Consider the following 25,150-nt stretch of genomic DNA (forward strand, 5'->3'; position numbering starts at 1 on the left):
GGGTCGGCCCGATTGGGCTGTGTTCAATAATTGAGGTATTACATAATGAAACGCCTGTTGGCACTGTTTGGTTTTTCGCTGATTTCTCACGCGGCCCTGGCCGCGCCGCAGATCAATGTCGGGGTGGTCTACGACTATCTGGATGGCGATAAAAGTACTTATCTGAAGCGTGTATTCAATGGTGGCGACAGCACGGCTTTCGTCAAGATCAATATTCTCGAAATTATCTACGATGCCGATGGCAAAGCCCGGGAAGTTCCGCTGGTCAACCAGGCGGACGCTACGTCGCGTGACGGGCTGATGGCCAGTCCGGCGCGACTGATCGTGCCGGCCAATGGCATGCAGGGTTCGCGTTTGTTGTACATGGGCGAGCGTGACAAGGAACGTTACTTCCGCGTGCGTTATGTGCCGGTCGTGCCGGAAAAGGAAGATGAGTTCGCCGTCTCCGAGCAGGAACGCGACGACTACAAGAAAAACCTGTCGGCCGGGGTTAACGTACTGGCGGGTTATGGCACGGTGTTCTTTGTTCGCCCGAAAGAGACACGCTTTGACAGCGTGATCGAGAACGAGGCGGGGCAGTACCGGATCCGCAACAACGGCAATAGTGTGGTGGTGATCGAGGAATTCATGGACTGCTCGATCAAGAACGAGCAGGAGTGCCGGCCAACAACCAAGCATCACATTCTGGCCGGCCGGACATTCCAGTTCGAAAAGCAGGCTGGTCGGCACTACCGTTTTACGATGGTTGAAGGAAGCAAAAGCCAGAACCTGGAGATCAAGGGGTGAAGCCGTAGTGGGGGGAGCGTCTGTTCGCCTCCAGGCTTTTTAGTTTTATATCGATTTCGATTTCTTTGTTTGCAACATTGAAGTGCAAGCAACAGGTGAAGATCATGTTGAAAAAATGGATAACCGTCACCTCGATGGTGTGTCTGACGCTGGCGAGTGTTTACGCCTTTGCAATAGTGGAACGCGAAACCTTTGAAGTGTCAGTGACTATCCCTGTTGCGGAGTTTTATGTGTTGCCGGTGGATCCGGGTTGGATAGGGCATGAACAAAAACTGCCCTGGAATCTGACGACGGAGGAACTTGGTTCGCTGCGTAAACATTTTGATGTCAAAAACGCGAATGGAGCGATTGCTGCGCGTTTGAGTGAGGAGCCTTATTTAAGTAACGGCAGAGACGTCGACAACATCGCGCTGGATGTCACGTTCAATCGGATAAAACTCACGGTGGACAATGCTGAGGTCATTTCGGAACTGGACGGTAAAGCTGGCAAACGCGTGGAGTTGGTGATCTCAGCCGTCAAACCTGTCGACGGTTACAAACCCGGCGAATATTACGGCAGTGTGCATATGATTTTTGAGGCTATCGCGCCTTGATTATTCTTGGCGCAATAAATGGCGTGTATTTCGTCATGTTGGAATTTCAGGTTAATTCACAATGAAGTTATTTTTTTCGCTAAGAACAATGGCAGCGTTCTCGTTGACGGGAGGCTTGCTCGCTGGGTTGCATGCCCCGCCCGCCAGCGCGGTGGAACAGGAAATCAGCGCCAGGTTCGTGCCGGATCCGGCGAATCCCTTGGTCAATCGGTTTGTTAACACGACCCCGCAGACCGGAGTGTGCCGAGACCATATCCCTGGCCGCTGCGCGCAATTAGGTATCTTCAGCCTGAGGGTACCCGTATTGAGATTTGATTCTATACAACCTATTCCCGCCGGGCATACCGATCCCCGGCAGGGGGCGACCTTCAGTGTGCCGTCGAGCTGGCGCGCACTGGACGTTGTCCACAGTCGTACAGGTGAGCGAGAGACCGTTGAGTTGCGAATTGCAGGCATTGGCGGTACTTGGAATATCGCCCGCCCACCAGGAGTCAGTGCCTGGACGCCGCCGGGGGGCGGCTATTGGCGCGGTCCATGGGTAAGACCGCCATCCCCCTGTACCGGACTTGATATCAATGTTGCAGGAGTCAACTACGCGTTTTTCTTTTGGCTGATTCCTGAAGGCGCAGGGGCCTGCGGCTTAGTGCCTACTATGGATATTCCCTGGTTCAGGTTCAGCACAGTCGAATACGTTTATGAACTCAGGACCCCCAACCCTCTGGGCATGTCGTCAGGGGAATATCGTGGCTCAATGACCTACAGCACCGGTCCCGGTGGTGACTTCGACATGGGTGATGTAATGCTCCCCAACGACAGTGCGATCACCCTCAACTTCACCCTGAGCGTCGAGCATTCGCTCAAGGTCGAAATCCCCCCCGGCGGCCATCGTATCGAACTGGTACCCCAGGGCGGTTGGCAAGCCTGGTTGAATCAGGGACGCAAGCCCGTGCGCCTGTTTCGCGACCAGACCTTCAACGTCTCGGCCTCCTCGCGCTTCAAGATGCAGCTTGAATGCCAGCATTCCGTTGGCAACACCTGCGCGTTGCGCGGCGCCGACTCTTCTGATCTTGTGCCCTTGAACACCAGCGTCAGTCTGCCCAACGGCTTGATGGACAGTTCAGGGCAGGCGGTCGATCGTCGTCCTCTGTGCCTCGATGGCAGCGGCACCGAGCTGTTCCAGCCCGGTCATTACGTCGACCGCAAGCCGGGAGCCCTGCACTTTGAGGTCGCCCGGGAGCACGTCGAGCAGATGTTGCAGGACGGCAAGGCAAAAACCTGGTCGGGCAACGTCACGGTGATCTGGGATTCGGAAGTGATCTGACCCCACCGTTAGAGGCTTTGCAGGGCAATGGCGCAAGCTCTGGTGCCGGTGCGTTCATGCAAAGCCCTCAATATCAAAAAACAGACGCTTTTAATCAGCGCAAGGTGCTGAAATTAGTGTTAACTCTCTAATGTGTTGATATCGGCCTTTGTTTGCGGGTAATGTAGTATCGGTCTTACGGAAGTTGTTGCTGTTAAATGGCATTGTTTTTGATGTTGATTCCGTGTTTGTAGTATTATTCTTACGGTAAAACATTAAAGTTTCAGTTATTCCTGCTTTTTTCCCTCCCGTGTAATGGCGATCCGGCTACGAGCTTGTCGGAACTTGCCTGCTTACTTTCCAGAACTATTGATCGATCATCTTTCGGCGTTGAAAGTTCAGCTGGGCAAATAGCTGCTCGTGACAGTTTTACTCATCATGAACTTTCAGCGCCTAATCCTTTTAAAGAACAGGTACTGAAAGATGTTCAAGAAAATCGCGTTCGCTGCTCCTCTGGCTGTTCTGGCACTGAGTTCCTCGATGGCGTTTGCCGCCACCGAAGCCAAACACTCCATCAGCATTGTGGCCCATGTTCCATCCGACGATTTCTACGCGGTGCCGGTTGATTCGGACCTGGTCAACAAAGACCAGGACATGAGCTACAACCCGGGTACTGATTCCATGAAGACCGTCGACGGGCACTTTGATGTGCTGCACACCGCCGGCAAGGTGAACGCCCGCCTGGAAGGCGTACCGAAACTGATCGCCGGGAACAAGACCATCGACTTGAAAGTCGAGCTCAACGGTAAAACCCTGACCACCACTTCGCAGGAAGTTGTTGGTGAAGCTGAATCCAACGTCCGCTATCGCGCGCCGTTCAAGATCAGTGCACTGGGCGGTAAACCTGATGCGGGTGATTACACCGGTGTCGTCATGCTGGTCGTTGAACCTTCCGTATAAGTAACAACTGCGACGGTAAGCGTTTACTTGCTCAAAGTAACGTAACCGGTCGGCAAACTATCAAGTTTGCCGACCGGGCTTTGACTTCCTTGTAATCAGAGTATTTGTTCATGTTCCCGATGACGCCCATCGCGGCAACGCTTGCGTTGCTGTTATGTAGCAGCGCATTTGCGGCGCCGACTTCCGTTGATAATACGCCTCGAAGTTTACTGGCCCAGGCCAAGGGTCTGCCGGCCGATTTCGAGGAACATTTCTTCGATGTGCCATTGGCCGTGCGGGTCGAGCTTGATCAACAACCCCTCGGCGAGGCGATGATCGTGTTGTCCCGCGATGACCGGGTCACCTTGCTCGATTTCACCGACACCAGCGACAGCCGTTTCAGCGCTGGCGAACGCGACACCTGGGCCAGCATTCTGAAACCCGGCGTGGCTTTGGGCACCTGCAGCGGCCAATGCCCCGAGCAGATGTTGGCGGTGCACTACAACCTGGAAAACTCATTGCTGTCGATCGTCACTGAAAATGCCGAGCGCGACACTGAGGCCAAACGTTTCTACGACCAGCCCGAAGGCGGCAGCAGCGGCCTGATGGTGCGCAACCAGCTCAACCTCAACGGCGGCCAGGATCAGAACCTCGGCGGACGCTATGGCCTGGAGGCCAGCGGCAGCCTGGGCAACTGGAGCCAGACATTCAACATGCAACTGGCGCGTCTTGGCGGGCCGGATGACAAGACCTATCACGCGGTACACGAGCTCTACACCCAGCGCGAACTGCAAGGCAGTTTTTTCCGCCTGGGCTACTTCACCCCCAATTCCGAAGGCCTGACCCGTCAGCCCCGTTCGTTCGGCACCAGTCCCGACACCGCCGTTGGCGTGATGTACGGCAGTTCCGACAGCCTGGCGATCGACAGCCCCAAACCCAGCGTTTATCCGATCTATGTCACTGCCAATCGCCAGGCGTCGGTGGAGATTTATCGCGATGGTCTGCTGCTCAACACCCAATCGGTGCCCGCCGGTTTGCAAACCCTCGATACCCGCCCGTTGCCCGGCGGCATCTATGATGTGGAAGTGCGCTTGATAGAAGACGGCCAGGTCACCTCGACTACTCAGGAGTTGATCTACAAACCGACCAACTGGCGCAACGTTGAGGAGCGCTGGCGCTACAACCTGTTCGCCGGGCAGGAAAGCAAACTGCTGAGCAACTGGGATCAACAGTACAGCGGCGATGCGACCGCGGGCGCGGCGATCAACTACCTGCTGCATCCACGGATAATCCTCGGGCTCTCGGCACGTCAGGTGCGTAACACGCTGCAGTACGGCAGTTCCATCGACTGGAGCCTGGCCAACAGTGTCAGCCTCTATGCCAATCTGTACCAGACCGAAGACCACGGCACCGGCGCCGATCTGCAAGCGCTCTACAACTATGGTTCCGGCAGTCTGGTGGTGAGCCACAACCGCAGCTGGCTCGACACCACCAACACCTACGACACGCTGCCCGATGGCACCCGCGTGCGCCAACGCAATGTGTTCACCGGCGAGACCAGCAATTCATCGCTGGCGCTGAACCACCGCATCAGCCGCAAGAGTTCGCTCAACGCGCGGGTCTCCCACAGTGATGGCAACGTTGAAGGCGTCGGCGTCGACCTGGGCTGGACGCAGCGCACGATGCTGCTGGGCAGCGACGCCAACTGGCGGTTGTCACTGTTCGATCGTCCCGGCAGTTACAGCAGCGGTGACGCGCGCAATCGCGGGGTCGACCTGAGCATCAGCGTGGCGCTCGGCGGGCCGGGTCAACAGGTTTCCGGCAGTATCGGCAGCCGCACCGCCCGTGATGGCAGCCGCGACACCAACGCCTCGCTCGGTTATCGCAAAGACCTGCAAGACCACATCCTGCAGAGCGTCTCGGTGACTGCGTTGACCGACACCTACGGCGTCGGCCTGTCGAGCCTGGCGAACTTTCGCACCGACGCGATCAACGGCGACGGTTTTATCCAGCGCTCTTCGTTCAACGACAACTTCACCGGCGGCTTGAACCTGGACAGCACCGTGGTCGTCGGTGGCCAGCGCATGGTCCTGACCAGTCAGCATCAAGGACGAGGGGCCGGGATGATCGTCGATGTCGAGTCTGATATCGACGGCATCGCGTTACGCGCCGACGACCTCAGCGGCGGCAGCGCGGCATTGCGTCCGGGGCGCAATTTCATACCGCTGACGGCCTACAGGAACAGCTCGGTGAGCTTCGATTTCGAAGGCAATCACGCGCCAGCGGCCAGCATCGAGCCGGCACGCACCCGTTATCACCTGAACAAGGGCGGCGTGGAGTACCGCAAGGTCTACGTGATGAAAACCCTGACCGTGCTCGGACGTCTGGTCGACCCACAAGGCCGGCCGCTCAAGGGCCACCACGTGATCAACCACGCCAGTCGTGGGGTGAGTGAAGTCGATGGCTTCTTCTCGATGGAAATGAACGCCGGTTCACCGACGCTGGAAGTGCGTTACGCCGACCAGTTGCTGTGCCAGTTCCGGCTCGATACCGACAAGCACCGCAGTGAAAACAACGTGTTGATGATCGGTGATCTGCGGTGCACGCCGGATACGTTGGCGGATGCGTCATTGATTCGCCAGGAGGCCAGTTGAATGGTTAATTTCAAGACGTGTATACCGCAGTGGCTGTGCTTGTTGGCACTGTTTGTGACGCCTACGGCCGAGGCGGTCAATCAGGAGATCAGGGCGTTGTTCCGGCCTGACCCGGCAAACCCGCAACGTAATACGTTCATCAACAAAACCCCGGTCAGCGGTTACTGCGCGGACTATCCCGATCAGTGCGAACAGAACGCGACCTTCAGCATCCGCCTGCCCATACGCTTCGATTCCGCAAGGGCCATGCAACCCCATGACTCGCAGCGCAACAGTTCGATGTTCACCGTGCCGGCGCAATGGCGTGCATTGACAGTTACGAATGCCGAAACCGGTGAGGCGGAACAGGTCGAGATGCGCATTGCCGGATTTGGATCGCGGTACGTGCTCGACGACAAGGTCACCAACCTTACAGGTGCACCCAATACGCTTGAAGGGCACCGGGCCTTGTGGGGCGGCCCGTATGGCAGCTGGGTGAACCCCCCGTCACCGTGTCAGTACAGCGGCGTCGGTTGGTACACCGATGATTATTACCAGTTTTTCTGGAAAACCCCGATTCAGGGTACCTGCGTAAAAACCGCCAGTTTCAGGATTCCAACCATGTACTACGAGTACCTGGATTTCGCCTATGAACTGCGTACGCCCAATCCGCTTGGTATGTCTTCAGGGCTCTACACCGGCGACCTGACTTATCGCATCGGGCCGGGCGGTGACTTTGACATGGGCGACGTGATGGTGCCCAACGATTCCGATCTGACCCTGAGTTTTGTGCTTGATGTTCAGCACACCCTCAAGGTCGATATCCCTCCAGGTGGCAACAAAATCCGATTGGAGCCGCAAGGCGGATGGCAAAGCTGGCTGCAAGCCGGACGCCGGCCGGTGCGACTGTTCCGTGACCAGACTTTCAATATATCGGCCTCGACGCGATTCAAGATACTGATGCAATGCGGGCCCGGAATAGGTGGCGAATGCGGACTGGAGAACAGTGCGGATAACGGTCGTCGAGTCGTCTTACACATCAGTGTAAGCCTGCCTAATGGCATAACCGACCTCTCAGGCCAACCCGTGAGACGCCTGCGATTGAGGACCGGTGCGGGGAATGAGCAGCAGTTCAAGCCCGGCTTCTATGTGGACCGGGCACCGGGAACCCTGCATTTCGAAGTTGAGCAATCGTACATGGAATCCATGCTGAGGCCCGGTGTTGCCGGCACCTATACCGGCATTGTCATTGTGATCTGGGACTCGGAAATCTGATGGGCTTCGCATCGATCAGTCGTACCGGCAGTGTGTTCAATGACCAAGGACTAAAAGTTATGAAGCGTGTGTTTTTATTGATCGGTTTGAGCGGATTTTCCCTGGGCCTTCAAGCCGGGCCGCAAATCAACGTCGGAACGGTGTACGACTATCTGGATGGCGACAAAAGCACCTACCTCAAGCGCGTGTTCAACAGCGGTGACAGCACGGCCTTCGTCAAGGTCAACATTCTGGAAATCGTCTACGACGCCGATGGCAACGCCACTGAAGTACCGGTCAAAAGCGACCCTGGCGCGACATCGCGCGACGGGCTGATGGCCAGCCCCGCACGCCTGATCGTTCCGGCCAATGGCATGCAGGGCACGCGGCTGTTGTTCATGGGCGAGCGCGACACCGAGCGTTACTTTCGCGTGCGCTTCATCCCGGTGGTGCCGGAGAAGGAAGACGAATTCGCGGTGTCCAGCGACGAGCGCGAGGACTACAAAAAGAACCTTTCGGCCGGTGTCAACGTCATGACCGGCTTCGGCACGGTGTTCTTCGTCAGGCCGAACAACAGCCGGTACGACAGCCAGATCGACAACGGCGTCAGCACTTATCGCATTCGCAACAACGGCAACACGTCGGTGGTCGTCGACGAATTCCGCAACTGCTCGATCAAGCAGGAAAACGAGTGCGAGCCCACCACCAAGCACCACATTCGTGCGGGAAAAGAGTTCGCATTCGACAAGAAGCCGGGACGGGAATACCGCTTCAACCTGGTCGAGGGCGCATCGAAAAAGGCCTTGCGCATTGCCAGCCAGTAACCGTCGGTACACACGCGTGGCCGTCATTGCCCGCTGCTTTTTTGGACGTAACAGGTACCTGAAATGATCAAGCTTTCGGCCATCGCCCTGTCGACAGGCGTCGCGGCACTGATGAGTTCCCTGGCATTCGCCGCCCGCGAAGAGCACCGATTCGAAGTGTCGGTGGATATTCCGACGTTGGGTTTCTACGTGATACCGGCCGAGTCGGACTGGATTCATCGCGAGCAAGTTTTGCCGTGGAACATCCACAGCCGGTCGCTGGAGGGGCTGCGCAAGAACTTCGACGTCAAGCACGACACCAGCGCCATCCACGCGCGGCTGGAGAGCGAACCCTATCTGTCCAACGGCCGCGATGAGCAGAACATCTACCTGCTCGTCAGCTTCAACGGCAAGACGTTGAGCCACGACCCGCAACCCCTTGAAGTGCTCTCGCGCGAGCAGGCTGTCGCGGGCGGGCGCTTTGCCCTGCAGATCCAGCCGAAGGTGCCCGCGGGCGGGTACAAGCCGGGTCGCTACTACGGCAACGTGAATCTGGTCTTCAGTGCCGCAGCGCCTTGAACCCGGCCATTCGCTGTAATATCGGAGAGAGCTTTCATGAATCTCAATACTTGTCTGCCGGGATGGCTGTGCTTGCTGGTGTTGTTTGTGCCGACTTCGGCCGAGGCGGTGAATCAGGAAATCAGGGCATTGTTCACGCCCGACTCAGCCAATCCGCAAAGCAACAAGTTCATCAATAAAACACCGTCTAGTGGCTACTGCGCGGATGCACCCAGTGAATGCCGGGACAACGAGATGTTCAGCATCCGGTTGCCCATGCGCTTCGAATCGATCAGAGCGATGCAACCTGATGATGTGTCGCGTAATAGCGCCATGTTCAAAGTACCTGCGCAGTGGCGGACGTTGACGGTGACCAACGTGGCTACGCAGGAATCTGAAAAAGTCGAGGTGCGCATTGCCGGCATCGGTTCCCGATACGCCCTGAGCGATACGGCCGCGAATCTGACAGGCGCACCGAGTGCGGCGCAAGGACACCAACGCTTGTGGTCGGGGGGCGTGGCAGGTGCCTGGGTCAACGCGTCACCTCCCTGCCTGTACAGCGGTGTCGGGTTCTATACGGATCATGCGTTTCGTTTTTTCTGGAAAACCCCGGTTGAAGCGGCTTGCGTCAAAACGGCGAAATTCCTGATACCGGAAATGTCCTATGAGTACCTGGATTTCGCCTACGAGTTGCGAACGCCAAATCCTCTTGGCATGTCGTCGGGGCTTTACACCGGTGACCTGAGCTATCGTATCGGTCCCGGCGGGGACTTCGACATGGGTGATGTGATGCTGCCAACCGACAGTGATTTGACCTTGAGTTTTGTACTGGACGTGCAGCACACCTTGAAAGTCGATATTCCGCCGGGTGGCAACAAGGTCCAACTGGTACCTGTGGGTGGCTGGCAGAGCTGGCTGCAGGCAGGCCGCCGGCCAGTGAGCCTGTTTCGCGACCAGACCTTCAATATCTCGGCCTCATCGCGCTTCAAGATGCAGATGGAATGTCAGTTCGGCGGCTTTCCCTACGAATGCATGTTGAATGATCCCGTCTCCAGGCGATCGGTCGAGCTTCAGGTCCGCGTCAGTCTGCCCAATGGCCTGACGGACCTGTCCGGGCAACCGGTCAGGCGTCAGCGACTGCGAACCGGGCAAGCCAATTCGCAACAGTTTCAACCTGGTTTCTATGTTGATCGGGCTCCCGGGACTCTGCATTTCGAAATTGCAAAAAACCAGATGGAGTTCATGCTGCAGCCGGGCGTGGCCAGCCGCTATTCCGGCAATGTCACGGTGATCTGGGATTCGGATATCTGACGTGGTTGCGGCAAACCTGACCGCAACGAATGCTGTCAGGTTTGCCTCACGATGCAACCGCTATTACAACCCGGCCCTGCTCAACGCCGCGCGCGTCAAACGCCTGGACAGTCCTTTTTCGCCGTCCCCCAGATCGACGAGGAACCGGTCGAAGTTCGCTTCGCTTATCGGTTCATCGGCAAAGACAACCGTCTCGGCGACCGGCAGGTCGTTGGCCAGATCTATAAGCCTGTTGCGCAGCGCCGCTCGTTCCACATCCGTCAATTGCGTGGATTCGACCCATTCGCGCTGGGTGGATCGCAGGGTCTCCAGCAACTCGTATTTGTTCAGATACTCCCGTTTATTCGCCTCGATCTGAATCGGGTAAGTTTCACCCAGCCAGGTTTTCCAGAATGCCTGTTCAAGCATTTTGTTCACCAGGCCATCACCCTCGCCCAGCGCCAGCACTGTGTCGTACGCCTGATCGATCATGGCGTCGGTGACACCGGATACTGGCCTGAACAGCATGCCTTTTGATTGCCAGGGCAGCTGCAAGCGATCCGCCAGACCGGTCTGATAGGCCAGATAGACCTCGACATCGTCCGGGTTGCCGCCACGACTGGCGACATCGGCGCGGGCGATCTCGTTGACGTGCTCCAGCCGCGCGGCGCCTTTGGCCAGGGTGACCAGTTTGCGTTCCAGCTCCGCGAGGTCCTTGGAGTAGAAGTAAGCCTCGGACTTGAGCACTTCTATGCCCATGTTGTTGAACAACTGCGCCCCGGCATCGGCGCAATCGACCGGAGCGATTGCCATGGTGTAGAGCTTTTCCCGCAGGTCGGTGTCGATGTAGACGGCGTCGAGCATGCGTACCACGCGTTGCATCAGTTGCCTGCGGGGTTCACCTCCGACGAGATAATCGGCAGAATTTTTCGTTTCGTGCACCACGGTTAAGAACCGATGGGCCTGAGGGTCGTCGGTCAGCTCAAGCCAGTTTGCCGTCCGCTCCACTCCCCAGCCGGGCACATCGCTCCAGTTATTCGGATCGGTGGCGTGGATGACCACATTTATCAGACTGGTGGATGCCTCGAGGGGCGTCGGCGGCAAATTCACTGAGCGTCGGATTTGCTGGTATTGCAACTGATTCAGCTCCGACAGATCCGCGACATCCAGCAGGGTACGCGCGATCACCCAGGCTTTTGCCGAGCCGGGGACAACTTCGGGAACCAAGTCGAGGGGGTTTTCCCGCAGGTCCAGCAAGAAACCGCGTGGTCTGGTTTTCGCCAGCGTGCCCTCGGGCCATGTGGTCAGCCCGGTTTTGTTCAGGGCCACGACTTTCAGTCTCGGCATGCGGCTGATGTCTGGTGACAACCCCAGTGGATTACTGTCGAGCCTGAGGATTTCCAGGTAGGTCAGGTCCTTGAGTTGTTTGACGGCAGCGGCATCCAACACGATCGCGTTATCGCTCAGCTGCAGGCGTTCCAGTCGGTGCAGGGAACCGATGCTGTGTGGAAGACTGGTCAGGTCGCAACGCCTGGCGCTGAGTTCGCGAAGGTTCGGGAAGGCTTTGAGCAAGCCGTTCGGCTCACTGGAAAAACGTGTGTTGGCGAGTTTCAGAACCGTGATCTTGTCGAGGAACTTTTGCAGCTCCGGGGGGCGCTTTGACCACCAGGTATCCAGGTTCAGGGGCTGCATCTCGGTGGAGAGATCCAGCGCGTAACTGTCCGGGTCGCTACGGTTGCCGATGTCCCTGTGCTTTCGCTCGAAGCTCTTGAGCAGGCATTCGGCGATATGTTGGCCGCCTTCATCACGAAAAGCCGTGCTGCCCGGTCCCCAGGTGGGTTCCTGCTGGTATTCCCAACGATTGAGGATCACGCGCAGTTCATCGAGATCGTCTTCCCGCTGCTCGATGGCTTGCATCGGCTCGCCTTTGGCGATCAGGGCATTGGCGAAGGCGTCGACTTCGCGGTCGCTGAAATCCTCGTGCAGGTCCAGGATTCGCTCGTGCAGGGTTTCGCCGGCCCGGCTGGTGAATGGGCCCCGCACCAGCAGCAGTGTCTGATGTTCGGGCACGGCGCGGATGGGCGGTGCGGCGAGTATCGTTCGACGTTCGCCGAGAGGCTCGATCTTGACCATGGCCCACTGCCTGAGGCGTTCGGCGTCCCCCGGCTTGAAGCCCAGCGCGTTTTGCCCATTGTGCTGGGTCGCCTGCAGCAAGGCTTCGAAAAAGCCCTGCGCTGCATGGATTGGCTGATCCGACCCGTCACGCACCTCATATTTTCCCGCGTCATCATGAATCAACACCCGGACCCGCGCTGCGCTCTCGGGCCCGGCGCTGCAGCGCAGTTCACCGTCGAATGTGCCTTCCCTGATCTCGATGCGCAGCTCACCGAAGGTGTCGCTGTTGATGCGCAAGGTGCCCAGCACCAGGCGTTCTGTGTCGATGTTGATCAACGCGTCATCGTACAGACCGTGGGCGGCGCGCACCGATTGCGTCTCGAATTGCAGTTCTCGCGCCTGGCTTTTCAGACGCAGCGGCAGGCGCTTTTTCTGCTCGATCTGTTGGCGTTCCGCGGCGCTGGCGTTGGCGAGAATGCCTTGCGCCACCGTGTCGGGCAGGTCGGGGAATTCGCTGAACAGCGCAACGCTGTCGGCGGGTAGCGGGGTGCTGGCAGGCACGGGTGAGCCCAGGCGTTGCAGGGTATCGGTCAGCAATGGCGGTGGTGCCGAGCTGTCCATGTGCATCCGCCGCAGTGCGGCTTCATGGGTACCGCTGATCTGGCGAATCTGTTCCAGTTGTTCATTGTTGAAACCATCGACGCTGTGACCAAGTCGCCGCATCAATGTCGAGCCTTCCCACTCGCGCGGGTTTTCCGTTTCGCAGACCCAGGCCCCGTGACCATTGTGGCGCAGGGTCGGTGCGTAGGCATCGAAACGCTGCGGATGGCGGATGCGCTGTTGTCCGGTGACCGGATCTTCCAGCACTTCGAAGTGTTGATCGTTCAGGCGCAGGATGCGCCGGCCCTGATGCTGGTGAAGACCCTGTCCATCAGGCCGGGCGTCCGTGGGTAGATCCACGTCGGTTCGTTGATAGGGGCTGAGGTCAGGGTTCCACAGGCGAGTCTCACCGTTTGCCAACTGCACCGGTTTCAAGCTTTCGAAAAACGGCGAGAGTTTCGCCCTTGCGACGTTGCCGATCGCACCTCCCGCGGCGAACGCACCCAGTTGCACCACGCTTTGCAGCACGCCGATGGCTTGTTCGCCAGCCTCGGCGACGCGGCCTTCGGCCAGATCGACGAGGCCCTCGACCACCTCATCGGTCAGTTGATACGCGGTGTAGGCCAGCATCAGTTCACCCAGGCCGGGCACCAGTGGCGTCACCACCAGCAACGCGGCATTGAGAATGCCCGAGAGCATTTTCTCCAGGTTGTCCCACCAGGCCCAGCGGGCCATGCGGTCGGCGTACTCGGTGGAAATCGCGATGTCCCATGCGTCGTTGAGTACCTTGTTGATTTTTTGTCGGTGGAAGTAGCCCCACAGGTCGCCGTTGAAAACAGTGTCCCGATCGTTCCTGACGCTCGACAGCTGAAATTGCAGGTTGGGGTTATCCACCGGCGTTTCCCGCCAGCTCGGCAAGTTGGAGCCGGCCGGGGCCGGTTGCCATTTGACTTTGCTCAGTCGGTCGTTCAACCCGGCAAAGAAATGCCCGCGCTGCTGATGGGGCACGAACCGGCTGAAGAATTGTTGGTAGCTGCGAGGGGCGCTGGTATCGCGCAGCTGGCGTGTCAATTCGGCCATGAACTCGAGCAACGACGGGTACTGCTTGAGCGGGTGCTGCGGATCATGGGGAACATAGGCGATCACGGGCACGGAATCGGTCGCGGTGTTGGCATCAGGGGTGATCAGCACGATGCCGGTCAGGTGAATGTCCATCATCGACAGGTTGTAGCAGTCGACGGTGCGGCCGCTCCAGCGCAGGTTCTTGCGGTCATCGAGCAGTCCCTGCACCAGGTCAAAGGCATCCTGCCCGATGTCGTTTTTCATCAGCGCCATGTTCGCCGCGATGTTGAGCGCGGTCTTGTGGCTGAGGCTGACTTTGTGGCGCAGGACGTTGCTGGCCACCCGGTTATGCGGCAGCAGAAAATCTCTCAGGTGTTGTTGGTAACGGCTGCCGATATCCAGTTCGCGGCACAGCGACTTGAACTGCTCGATACTCAGCTTGTGCTTGAGCTGTACCACGCTGAAATGCCCGCGTGCGTCGGGGCGGGTGATGAATTCGGAGTCCTGGGTGAACGCCTCGTCTCTGGAAAAATTGTGCAGGGCGGCATCCAGCAGCGAGACGGTACGGCTGGTGGTTGCGCCGGTAAAGTTATGACCCCATGACTGTGCTGGTGCATACAGCCGCAACCAGGTCTCTTCGACGTCATCTTCAACGCCGAAACGTTCGTTCAGTGTCTGTTGCAACAAGGGTTTGGCGAAGGCGTAGACATCCTGCAGTTTGCTGAGCGCTCTATCGACATCGTTTTGCGCGTTCCAGCCGAGCTTGATCCCCTGTTTCAAACGCTCCTGTAACGCTTTTGCGGCGTCAGCCTGCCAGTCGGGAATGCTTACCCGGTCAGTTTTCAGTGCGTTGATACGGGGGAGTGAAGCCTCTGATAGCCAGGAGGGGATGGCCTTCCTGACCAGGTCGAAGTGGATGCTTTGATCCGGGTCTGAAATTCGATGTGGGTGGGGCATTGCCTGATCGTCCGTTGATCATGGATGGAGCGATCAGACTAGGCAGGCGGCAGCCCCAAAAAAAGCGCAAAAACCGGTTCGGAACGACGTCGATTGCGCCCCGAACCCGGTAAAAATCAGGAGTGAAAAATACATAGTTACAGCCATGCGGGCACATCTGCCGATCCATGCCTAGCGGCGGGCGGTTGCCTCGGTTGTCGCCTTTGGCTGGCACATCGTGTGGGTGCCCGGTTGCAGGTACGGCGTCAGGATCGGCGCCATGCCTTTGAGCACCTGCACCGGCAACGCCGAGGTGAAGGTGAAGCTCTCCGCCGAGCGACCCGGCACGAACGCCGTCAGCGTACCGAAATGGTGATCGCCGATGTAGAACACGAACGTGGCCGTGCGGTTGAGCGATTTGGAACTCAGGATCCGCCCGCCCGAACCAATGGCCTCAATGCGGTTGTCACCGGTACCGGTCTTGCCGCCCATCGCCAGCGGGCTGCCGTCGGCGAGTTTGAAACTGCCGGACACGCGTTTGGCCGTACCGGCATCCACCACTTGCGAAAGGGCTTCGCGCATGGCCGTGGCGACTTCGGATGGCATCACCCGTTTGCCGACGTCGGGGTCATTGATCAGTTGGGTTTCATAGGGTGTGTGCGCGGCGAAATGCAGGCTGTCGATACGCAGGGTCGGCATACGCACGCCATCATTGAGGATGGTGCCGATCAATTCGGCCAGGGCTGCGGGCCGGTCACCGGAGCTGCCGATGGCGGTGGCCAGCGACGGCACCAGGTGGTCGAACGGATAACCGACTTTCTGCCAGCGCTGGTGAATGTCGAGGAATGCCTCGATCTCCAGCATGGTGCGGATGCGACTGTCACGGGCGCCCTTGTGCCGGCTTTTGAACAGCCAGCTGTAGACCTCCTGGCGCTCGAACTGGCTGGCTTTGACGACGTCGGCCCACTTGGCGTCGGGGTGATTGAGCAGGTAGCCCATCATCCACAGGTCCAGCGGGTGAACCTTGGCAATGAAGCCCTGGTCCGGCAAGTCGTAGACACCGGGACCGTAGGCTTCGTAGAGCCGCACGAGACGTTCGTCAGTGAGTTTTTCCGTGAGCTTGGCACCCGTCAGGTGCGAGCGCACGAAGGCGTTGAAGCTTTCCTGGCTGGCCTGTGGCAGCAGGTAGCGATGGACGGCGGCCATGCGGATCGGCGTCGGGCGCATGCCGTCCAGGAAGGTTTCGAGCCGTTCCTGGGTGTCCTTGTTCCTGTACTTCTTCCAGAACTTGAGCAGGAACGAAGTGCCTTCGCGGTCGGCGAACTCGGCCAGGTATTCCTGACGCCGCGGGTCGCGGTCGTCCTTGAGCAGTTCGGCACTGCTGTTCGGGCCGGAGTAGGTGGTGTAGCGCACCAGGTCCCGCATCAGGCGAATGAACGGCAGGTTGATCGACTCGCGCAAGGCGTCGCGCAGGGTCGGTATCCGGCCGTTGTCTTCCTTGCGGAAGTTGTGGAACACATGCAGGCCGCCCCCGGTGAAAAACGCCTCGCCAGGGCTGGCGGAGTATTTGCGGTCCAGGGCTGCACCGAGCATTTTTTGCAGGTCGCGGTCCTTGTTTTCGATCAGGTAATCAACTGCCCAACGGCTCAGGCGGTCCTGATCCGGCACCTCGACTTTCTTCAGTTCCGGAACGGCCATGCCGGCGTATTTGTCGTGCAACTCGGCGATGATTTGCAGGTAGGTGGTCAGCACGCGCATTTTTGCGGTGGAACCCAGTTCCAGTTTGCTGCCTTCATTGATGTCGAAGGGCTGGTCGGTGCTGTCGGTCTGTACCCGAACCCGCGAGCCGTCCGGGGTCAGTTCGAACAAGGTGAAGCTATAGCGCACCTGGGTGGTGCTGGTGGTGGTCAGGAGGCGTTCGCCGATCAGGCCGATTTGCGTGGCAAACTCAGGGTCGGCGAGCTTTTTCAGGTATTCGGTGGCCTCGGATTGCAACTCGCCTTGCAGGGTGCTGGTGGCGGAGAGGTCAAGGCGGTCGAGGTCATACAGAGGGCGGTTGAGCATGCCGGCCAGACGGCTGCGCGCCACGCTGATGCCCTTGTTGGTTTCGATCGGTTGCATGGTCGGCTGGGTGGCCCAGTCGCGGTAGGTCACTTTGCTGGCCAGGGCGGCGGCGGCGAAGTCGGCGTCGATCACGTGGTTTTGCGCCAGCAGGCGAATATGGCTGTCGGTGAGGTCGGCCAGTTCGTCATGGCCTTTGGTCAGGTAATGCGACGGGCGGCGCTGCGCAATCATCAACGACAGCACTTCACGCAAGGCCAGGCCTTTTTCCGCCATGGTTTTTGGATCCGTCGCGGTGCTGTTCAGTACCTTGTTGGCGCTATCGAAATCGGAGCCGTACCACACACGCAAACCCTCAGCCATGCCATGCACTTCACCGTGGCCCGGTACGGCTGACAACGGAACGCTGTTGAGGTAGTCGCGAACCACGTTCTGACGCGCTTCGAGGGTTTGTGGCCCGGCCTGATAGGCGCGTACGGTGGCAGAAATCATCTGGCGAATTTTTTCCGCGCCATTGACCGTCAAGCCATCGGGGGAATGCCGGTACTTCTCCAGTTGCGTGGCCAGGGTACTGCCACCGGCGGATTGGCCGGGCACGTGCAACATCTTGGCCAACTGGGACCACGCCGCCATGCCGAACCGCGGCCAGTCCACCGCCGGGTTGGCGAGCGGCTGCCTGGGGTCGAGCAGGAAGCGGTTCTCGATGAACAGCAGGCTGTTGACCACCACCGGCGGGATCGAGGCAAAGGTTGAATAAAGCTGTTGCGGGTAGTTGTACTGGTACAGCGGCGCTGCGCGGCAATCGGTGATCGACAACCCGGCCTGGATTTTCTCGGCATAAGGCACGAACAGGCCTTTGTCGGTGTACTTCAACAGTTCCGGAGAAAAGCGGGTTTGCGCCTCAACGACGAAGTTGCGCTTGATCAGGCGCGGCAGGAACTCATCCAGCGAGCTGTAGCCCAGGCGCCGATCGAACGGGCCGTCGCCCGGATAGCGAATCGCATCGCTGGGGCCGGGTTTGAGCTCATAGTTCAGTGACGCGGCGTATTTGCTGACTTCCCGGGCCTGGAACCTCGAGGTGCGCATCTCCCTCATGGCGGCCAGCCCCACGACAATCGCGATAATCAGCAGCAATAGCCAGAACGCTCCCCATCCATGCCTGGAGCGACGGGGTTTTTCAGGTATAGGCGCTTCATCCACACTCTCAGTCGGAACCACGGTTTTACTCGAATCGGTTTGCCATAAAGCGCCCATAGTCGACTGATCCATTCACGCAGATTGATCGGACTTGACTCAAGCTTAGACGGTGGTTGGCGAGGGTGAAAAAAATGTGAAGGGCAAAATGTCGGGTTATTGCCGTTTCCTGTGGCGAGGGAGCTTGCTCCCGCTGGGCTGCGAAGCGGCCCCCAGCCTGATAAATGCGATTCGTCCGGTTGATCTGGTTCTCTGGTTTTACGACTGCTACGCAGTCGAGCGGGACGGTGCGGCGATCCGACAAGCTCCCTCGCCACAAAAAGGAGCAAACATTGGGAGCTTTATTCAGAGCCAGCACGCATCCCAGAGCGGGTAGTCGCCAATTTTATCCACAAGCCCAGCCCTGAGTGGATTGGCAACAATGTAGCGGGCGAACGGTAGAAGGTCCTCTCCATCGCGAATGGCCCGGTCGTGGTAGCCGGTTTGCCAGAAGGCTCCGCTTTCGTTCAATGCCCGGTTGATGGTGAGGGTGCTCCGGGATTTGATGGCTTGCATGAGTCGCGCCAGCGTTTGCTGCTCAAGCTGGATTAACCAGTGGAAGTGGTCCGGCATGATGACCCAAGCCATTGAATCGACCCATTTTTGATCATGGGCTCGCCTTAGCTCTTCAACCAAAAGGCGTCCAACCCGCCAGTTTGCGAATATTTGGCGGCGCTGATGCACGACCGCGGTTATCAGATAGCCCCGTCCTGGTTCTGAGTACCGTCCGTAACGCAGTCGGTGAGAGTTTGGATGTGGGTGCATTCCGTTGCGTCCTTTAACTGCTGTCTAAGTACGCTAGCTCCTCGCTTTCCTGCTTGAACCTGTATTGGCTGAGTGAAATTTCCCAACTCATTGAAGGATTCGGATCCAGGTAGCGCTGTTGTGGCGAGGGAGCTTGCTCCCGCTCGACTGCGCAGCAGGCGCAGAACTCCAGACAGATAAGGGTTGCTGGTATGGGGACCGCTTCGCAGTCCAGCGGGAGCAAGCTCCCTCGCCACAGTGGAGGGGGCTGTCTGAAACACCTGAGTTAGAGCTTTCCAGGCTTTGGCAGGGGCATGACGATGCACCATTGTTGTGCAATACTCGGCGCCGCTTTTCCCACTGATCTTGCGGGTTTTTCCTACAGGACAGCGTTGCCCACGAGGCAGGGCCGGTTCGGGAGGCGACGGCTTATCGGCCTGCGCTTCGCCACTCGGTGGTCATATCCAATAACAAGACGAGGTTGTCCCCAATGCCCGTAGGCAATCACCTGCCCCAAGGCGAGGCCGCTCAGGGCGGTCCGCTCAAACGTGAACTCGGCGAGCGGCATATTCGCCTGATGGCACTCGGTGCCTGTATCGGCGTCGGCCTGTTCCTGGGCTCGGCCAAGGCCATCGAAATGGCCGGCCCGGCCATCATGCTGTCCTACATCATCGGCGGTCTGGCGATCCTGGTGATCATGCGCGCCCTCGGCGAGATGGCCGTGCACAACCCGGTTGCCGGCTCGTTCAGCCGTTACGCCCAAGACTACCTGGGCCCGCTGGCGGGCTTCCTGACCGGCTGGAACTACTGGTTCCTGTGGCTGGTGACCTGCGTCGCGGAAATCACGGCCGTGGCGGTGTACATGGGGATCTGGTTTCCCGATGTACCGCGCTGGATCTGGGCGCTCGCTGCGTTGATCAGCATGGGCTCGATCAACCTGATCGCGGTCAAGGCTTTCGGTGAGTTCGAGTTCTGGTTTGCCTTGATCAAGATCGTCACCATCATTGCGATGGTGTTCGGCGGCATCGGCATCATCGCCTTCGGTTTCGGCAACGACGGCGTGGCCCTGGGGGTTTCCAACCTGTGGACCCACGGCGGCTTCATGCCCAACGGCGTGCAAGGCGTATTGATGTCCCTGCAAATGGTGATGTTCGCCTACCTGGGCGTGGAGATGATCGGCCTGACCGCCGGTGAGGCGAAGAACCCGCAGAAGACCATTCCGAACGCGATCGGCTCGGTGTTCTGGCGGATCCTGCTGTTCTACGTCGGCGCGTTGTTCGTGATCCTGTCGATCTACCCGTGGAATGAAATCGGTACCCAGGGCAGTCCGTTCGTGATGACCTTCGAGCGCCTGGGCATCAAGACCGCGGCGGGTATCATCAATTTCGTGGTGATCACGGCGGCGTTGTCGTCCTGCAACGGTGGCATCTTCAGTACCGGGCGCATGCTCTACAGCCTGGCGCAGAACGGCCAGGCCCCGGCCGGCTTTGCCAAGACCTCGAACAACGGCGTGCCGCGTCGTGCATTGCTGCTGTCGATTGGCGCCTTGCTGTTGGGCGTACTGCTGAACTATCTGGTGCCGGAAAAAGTGTTTGTCTGGGTGACGGCCATTGCCACCTTCGGCGCGATATGGACCTGGGTGATGATCCTGCTGGCCCAGCTCAAGTTCCGTAAAGGGCTGAGCGCCAGCGAAGCGGCCGGCCTGAAATATCGCATGTGGCTTTACCCGGTCAGTTCGTACCTGGCGCTGGCGTTCCTGGTGCTGGTGGTCGGCCTGATGGCGTACTTCCCGGATACCCGCGTGGGGTTGTATGTGGGGCCTGCGTTTTTGGTGCTGCTGACGGTGCTGTTCTATGTGTTCAAGTTGCAACCGACCAATGTGTCGCAGGGGGCGGTGCGTTCGGTTTCGTGAATGTGCCCCGGTCCATTTGACCGGGGCTTTTTTTGAAGATCAAAAGATCGCAGCCTGCGGCAGCTCCTACAGGGGGGCGCGGTCTGCTTCTGTAGGAGCTGCCGCAGGCTGCGATCTTTTGATTGGCTGGTTCAAACGCTTGTTGAACTCAAGCCAGGTTGCCAGCAACGCCATCAGCCCGGCACCCACCAGGGCCGTGAAGATCTGCATGGCAAACGCATCGTCGGTCAGGGCATTGACCATGTCCGCCAAAGGCGCCAGCAGCACGCCCAGGCAGAAAATCTCCAGCGAGAAACGGCCCATGCGGCAGCTTTGCTGCGCCAGCCAGTTTTGCGTCCATCCGCTGTCGGGCATCAGTTTGGCCGTGACGTAGGCCAGTGCGAGGAAGTGCAGCAGGCGCACGGGGGACAGGTTGGTCTTGCTGATGGGGTAGAAGACGTTTTGCAGGCTCGCGGGCACCACGGCATCGTGCAGGTCCGGCCAACGCCACAGGACGGTCAACACCCCCGCGACCACGACATACAGCGCCGCACTCACAAACAAGGGCTGGCGTACCAATGGGCGGGTCTCGGGCAAGCGCGGGCGCTGGCTGTGAATCGCCGCGGCACCGCCAAGCACGAACAGCAACTGCCAGGCGACCGGGTTGAAGTACCACACGCCGTCCTTGATGGCCGCCAGGTTCCAGCCCGCCAGTGGCACCATCAGGTACAGCGCCACTGACATAGCGACAACCACCGAGGCCTTGCGCACCAGTATTGGCAGGACCAGGGGCAGCCCGGCCAGCAGCACGATGTACAGCGGCAACGGGTCCATCAGGTTCGGCTTGAAGCGCAACAGCAGTTCATCGATCAGGGCCTGCTGTGGGTTGCTGATGAAATGATGCATGCCCATTTCTTCCACCAGATCCCGTGTTTCCACGTGACTGTTGGCGAAAAACACAATGCCCATCAGCATCGCCAGCAGGAAGATATGCACCACGTAGAGCACCCACGCCCGGCGCAGGATTTTCACACAGGCGATCAGAAAGCCTTCGCGCGCCAGGACTTTGCCGTACGCCAGCACCGCGGCGTAACCGGCCAGAAACACGAAAACCTCGGCTGCATCGCTGAAACCGAAGTTACGCAGGGTGATTTGCCCCAATGGGTTGTGGGGCACGTGATCCCAAAAGATGAAGATCAGTGCCAGGCCACGAAAAAAGTCGATCCGGTGATCGCGCGCTAACGTCATGACAGCAGGCTCGTATCAGCGAGTGAAAATGGGATTGGCTGCGGGCGCAAAGGGCCGCGCGCCAAGTCGGCGGCGCGCAGGGTGGCGTGATTCGCAGTGAATTGCAAAACCGGGATATTACCGGATGTCTCGGGCGTTGCTCCAAGGCTCAACCGCTGGTCTGAAAGCTCGGTCAATCTGCGATTTCTGACAGCAGACAGGCTCAAATACTAATAAGTACAACGTTCTTGAAACGGGAGCCTCACATGAGACTGTTGTGGAAAGGGCTGTCCAGTTACACGGTGATCGGGGTCGCCAACACCCTGATTCACTGGCAGATCTTTTTCCTGTTGAGCGTGGCGGCCGGCCTCAGTCAGGCGATCAGCAACCTGAGCGCCTTCTGCGTGGCTGCGTCGTTTTCCTTCTACATGAACGCGCAATTTACCTTCGCCGCCAGTGCCACGATCGGCGGTTATCTGCTGTTTCTTCTGGGCATGGGGACACTGAGCCTGGGCGTCGGTCACCTGGGTGATGTGTGGCGCCTGCATGGCCTGCTCACCGTCATGCTGTTTTCCGCGTTGAGCCTGGTGTTTGGCTTCCTGTATTCCAAATACGTGGTGTTTCGCGAGCGTGATCAATGAAAATCTCGCTCATCGTCCCGGTATTCAACGAGGAGCAGTCGATCAACCTGTTTTACCAGGCGGTGCGTCGCGAGTTGAAACTGGGCGATGCCGAGGTTGAAATCGTCTTCATCAACGACGGCAGCTCCGACCGCACAGCCGAGCAGGCGACGGCGCTGGCTGAAGCCGATGAGCAGGTGCTGCTGATCAATTTCTCGCGCAACTTCGGCAAGGAACCGGCCCTGTTTGCCGGCCTGGAGCATGCCAGCGGCGATGCCGTGATCCCTATGGATGTCGACCTGCAGGACCCGATCAGCGTCATACCGCTGTTGGTCGAGCAATGGCAGAAGGGCGCCGATGTGGTGCTTGCCAAGCGCCGCAATCGCGACGTCGACGGCTACCTCAGGCGTCACAGCGCGTCGATTTTCTACCACGTGCTCAATCGCATCGCCTACACCCGGATCGAGGAAAACGTCGGGGATTTCCGGCTGATGGATCGCAAGGTGGTCGACGTGATCCGTTCCCTGCCCGAGCATCAGTTGTTCATGAAAGGCGTGTTGTCGTGGGCCGGGTTCAACACCGTGATGGTGGAGTACGAGCGGGCGGGGCGGGTGGCGGGGAGCAGCAAGTTCAATGGCTGGAAGCTGTGGAACCTGGCCCTGGAAGGCGTGACCTCGTTCAGCACCGTGCCGCTGCGCTTGTGGACTTACGTTGGTGGCGCGGTGTCGGTTTTCGCGGTGCTTTACGCGGTGTACATGGTGCTGGACAAGATTTTCTTCGGCAACAACGTCCCCGGGTATCCGTCGCTGATGACCGCGATCCTGTTTCTCGGTGGCGTGCAACTGATCGGCATCGGCATCCTCGGCGAGTACATCGGTCGCATCTACATCGAGGCCAAGCACCGGCCGCGTTATGTGATCAAGGACATCGTCGGCGGTAAAGACCGGGGCGGGCACTAGCATGGGCCGGTTCAGCGACTTTTTCGTTCGCGAGCTCAGCCGGCATCAGGTCTGGCGGTTTTTTCTGCTCGCCACCCTGGTGTATGTCCTGCCGTTGATACTCGCGGACTATCCCTACATCGACGACAACTGGCGCTCGCTGGCGGCGGGCATGGCCTGGTCCGAACAGGGTCGACTTTTCGCCCAGCTGTTCTACAACGCGTTGACCTTCAGCCATGCCGCGCCGAACATCTTTCCCTTACCCCTGTTGATCGCCACGCTGGCCATAGCGGCCGCGCTGAGCAGCCTGACCTTCCATTACTTTCGCCAGCCGACCGTCGCTTGCTGCCTGGTGCTGTTGCCGCTCTGGTACAACCCGTTCTTCCTGCAGAACCTGTCCTATCAATACGACGGTCCCGCCACGGCCCTGAGCCTGGTGGCGGTGATCTACGCGATCACCTTTCGTCATCCGTGGCGCAGCGTGCAATGGCTGGTGCCCTCGTTCCTGATTGCACTGGCGCTGGGGTTGTATCAGATCAGCCTGAATGTGTTCCTGGGCCTGTGTTGCCTGGAATTGCTCAGGGCTGTCAACGATAAAACCGCCCCGGTGCCATGGCGCGACCTGTTGGGCTGGAAAGCCGCCCAGGTCATCCTCGGCGGGTTGGTCTACAGCGTCAGCGCTTATCCGTTCATGGACTCCAATCGCACGTTGCTGCTCAATTGGACGGCGCATCCTTTATTGCAAATCCAGATCAACATGGCCCGGGTCCTCGAGAAAGTCGTGCTGCTGTTCCATGGCGGATGGCTCTGGGTGTTCGGCGGGTTGCTGTTGTTGGCGATAGCCGGGGCGGTGCGGCTGGGACTGAACGTGGCGGCGCGTCAGGACGACGGGCCGAAGAAGCTGTTGATCGGCGTGATGTGCTTGCTGACATTGCCGGTGGTGACGCTATTGGTGTCCGGTGTCGCGCTGTTTTTCCGCGACTTCAACGAGGGCGCCCGCACCTTGATGGGCTTCGCCGTGCTGCTGGTGTTGCTGTGCTATTTGAGCCATCTGGCGCTGGCGTCGATTCATGAGCGACTGCCACTGTTGTTGATCATTCCGCTGCTGGCCATGCTGTCTTTGTCGTTCGCCTATGGCCGGGTGCTGACGGTGCAGAAAACCTTCGCGTCCACGGCGCTGGCCGGTCTTGCGTACGATATCGCCAGTCATCAGTCGCTGCGCGAGGCCAGACGGATCTACCTCTCGGTGACTTACTCCGACCATTGGTTGGTGGCGGCGGCAGGCTCGTTCAAGCAGATGCCGGTGCTGCACTACCTGCTCAATACCGATTTTTACATGCTGGCCGAGAACCTGCCGAAAGCGGGCATCACCAATGTGGTGGCTGAGCGCGAGCGGCGCAATGCGACGCGGGTCGGCTATCAGGGCTATCCGGCGCTGGTGGACAGCCAGTTCTACCGGATTTACCTGATTGGCGATTACGGTTTTATCGTGATGAAGGAGCCGGCCCCGAGCAAAACGCTGCGGTGGTGACGGGCGAAGATCAAAAGATCGCAGCCTGCGGCAGCT

Annotated in this window: 17 protein-coding genes; 13 read left to right on the forward strand and 4 right to left on the reverse strand. The window is 58.9% G+C overall.

From position 1 onward, the window contains the following. Positions 1–45 precede the first annotated feature (45 nt). The 9 genes from KW846_RS25470 to KW846_RS25510 all read left to right on the forward strand — a co-directional run bounded on the left by KW846_RS25470 (position 46) and on the right by KW846_RS25510 (position 10,177). Positions 46–786 (forward strand): molecular chaperone, encoded by a 741-nt coding sequence (locus tag KW846_RS25470; RefSeq protein ID WP_218485937.1) that lies wholly within the window; start codon positions 46–48, stop codon positions 784–786. A 104-nt stretch (positions 787–890) separates the two neighbouring features. Further along, entirely contained in the window at positions 891–1,379 is a 489-nt protein-coding gene (locus tag KW846_RS25475) for a CS1 type fimbrial major subunit (protein ID WP_218485938.1), read from the forward strand. 751 nt (positions 1,380–2,130) lie between these two features. Further along, positions 2,131–2,700, forward strand: a complete 570-nt coding sequence (locus KW846_RS30150; RefSeq protein WP_256356858.1) for a hypothetical protein — start codon at positions 2,131–2,133, stop codon at positions 2,698–2,700. A gap of 462 nt (positions 2,701–3,162) precedes the next feature. Continuing rightward, the gene (locus KW846_RS25485) at positions 3,163–3,639 is read left to right on the forward strand and encodes a CS1 type fimbrial major subunit (protein WP_102699083.1); all 477 of its coding nucleotides are present in this window, start codon (positions 3,163–3,165) and stop codon (positions 3,637–3,639) included. 110 nt (positions 3,640–3,749) lie between these two features. Further along, positions 3,750–6,272 (forward strand): CS1-pili formation C-terminal domain-containing protein, encoded by a 2,523-nt coding sequence (locus tag KW846_RS25490; protein WP_218485939.1) that lies wholly within the window; start codon positions 3,750–3,752, stop codon positions 6,270–6,272. Further along, positions 6,273–7,526 (forward strand): hypothetical protein, encoded by a 1,254-nt coding sequence (locus KW846_RS25495; RefSeq protein ID WP_218485940.1) that lies wholly within the window; start codon positions 6,273–6,275, stop codon positions 7,524–7,526. It begins immediately after the preceding gene. 59 nt (positions 7,527–7,585) lie between these two features. Continuing rightward, positions 7,586–8,329, forward strand: a complete 744-nt coding sequence (locus KW846_RS25500; protein ID WP_218485941.1) for a molecular chaperone — start codon at positions 7,586–7,588, stop codon at positions 8,327–8,329. 63 nt (positions 8,330–8,392) lie between these two features. Beyond that, complete coding sequence (locus KW846_RS25505) at positions 8,393–8,887, forward strand: CS1 type fimbrial major subunit (RefSeq protein ID WP_218485942.1); 495 nt, start codon at positions 8,393–8,395, stop codon at positions 8,885–8,887. Positions 8,888–8,923: 36 nt separating this feature from the next. Beyond that, positions 8,924–10,177 (forward strand): hypothetical protein, encoded by a 1,254-nt coding sequence (locus tag KW846_RS25510; RefSeq protein ID WP_218485943.1) that lies wholly within the window; start codon positions 8,924–8,926, stop codon positions 10,175–10,177. A 63-nt stretch (positions 10,178–10,240) separates the two neighbouring features. Here the strand turns inward: KW846_RS25510 and KW846_RS25515 are convergent, their stop codons facing one another. The 3 genes from KW846_RS25515 to KW846_RS25525 form a co-directional block, all read right to left on the reverse strand. Continuing rightward, positions 10,241–14,890 (reverse strand): dermonecrotic toxin domain-containing protein, encoded by a 4,650-nt coding sequence (locus KW846_RS25515; protein ID WP_218485944.1) that lies wholly within the window; start codon positions 14,888–14,890, stop codon positions 10,241–10,243. 171 nt (positions 14,891–15,061) lie between these two features. Beyond that, complete coding sequence (locus KW846_RS25520) at positions 15,062–18,184, reverse strand: transglycosylase domain-containing protein (protein ID WP_218485945.1); 3,123 nt, start codon at positions 18,182–18,184, stop codon at positions 15,062–15,064. 285 nt (positions 18,185–18,469) lie between these two features. Continuing rightward, complete coding sequence (locus KW846_RS25525) at positions 18,470–18,928, reverse strand: transposase (RefSeq protein ID WP_218485946.1); 459 nt, start codon at positions 18,926–18,928, stop codon at positions 18,470–18,472. A gap of 469 nt (positions 18,929–19,397) precedes the next feature. On the opposite strand from KW846_RS25525, the gene KW846_RS25530 reads away from it, so the two are divergent. Further along, positions 19,398–20,819 (forward strand): amino acid permease, encoded by a 1,422-nt coding sequence (locus tag KW846_RS25530; RefSeq protein WP_218485947.1) that lies wholly within the window; start codon positions 19,398–19,400, stop codon positions 20,817–20,819. Positions 20,820–20,885: 66 nt separating this feature from the next. On the opposite strand, the gene KW846_RS25535 is transcribed toward KW846_RS25530, so the two are convergent. Further along, a complete protein-coding gene (locus tag KW846_RS25535; RefSeq protein WP_218485948.1) occupies positions 20,886–22,046 on the reverse strand; it encodes an OpgC family protein in 1,161 nt (386 codons plus the stop codon). A gap of 245 nt (positions 22,047–22,291) precedes the next feature. Here KW846_RS25535 and KW846_RS25540 point away from each other — a divergent pair, with 245 nt between their 5' ends. From KW846_RS25540 to KW846_RS25550, 3 genes are read left to right on the forward strand one after another with little or no spacing between them, the layout of a single operon-like run. Beyond that, positions 22,292–22,666 carry a GtrA family protein gene (locus KW846_RS25540; RefSeq protein WP_218485949.1) on the forward strand — a complete coding sequence of 125 codons (375 nt, stop codon included), beginning with the start codon at positions 22,292–22,294 and terminating at the stop codon, positions 22,664–22,666. Next, on the forward strand, positions 22,663–23,604 hold the full coding sequence (locus KW846_RS25545) for a glycosyltransferase family 2 protein (protein ID WP_218485950.1): 942 nt from the start codon (positions 22,663–22,665) through the stop codon (positions 23,602–23,604). The genes KW846_RS25540 and KW846_RS25545 overlap by 4 nt, the downstream gene beginning before the upstream one ends. A 1-nt stretch (position 23,605) precedes the next feature. Beyond that, positions 23,606–25,114, forward strand: a complete 1,509-nt coding sequence (locus KW846_RS25550; protein ID WP_218485951.1) for a glucosyltransferase domain-containing protein — start codon at positions 23,606–23,608, stop codon at positions 25,112–25,114. Positions 25,115–25,150 lie beyond the last annotated feature (36 nt).

It is taken from the genome of Pseudomonas sp. PDM32, assembly GCF_019219225.1.
GTDB classification, from domain to species: Bacteria; Pseudomonadota; Gammaproteobacteria; order Pseudomonadales; family Pseudomonadaceae; genus Aquipseudomonas; species Aquipseudomonas laurylsulfatiphila.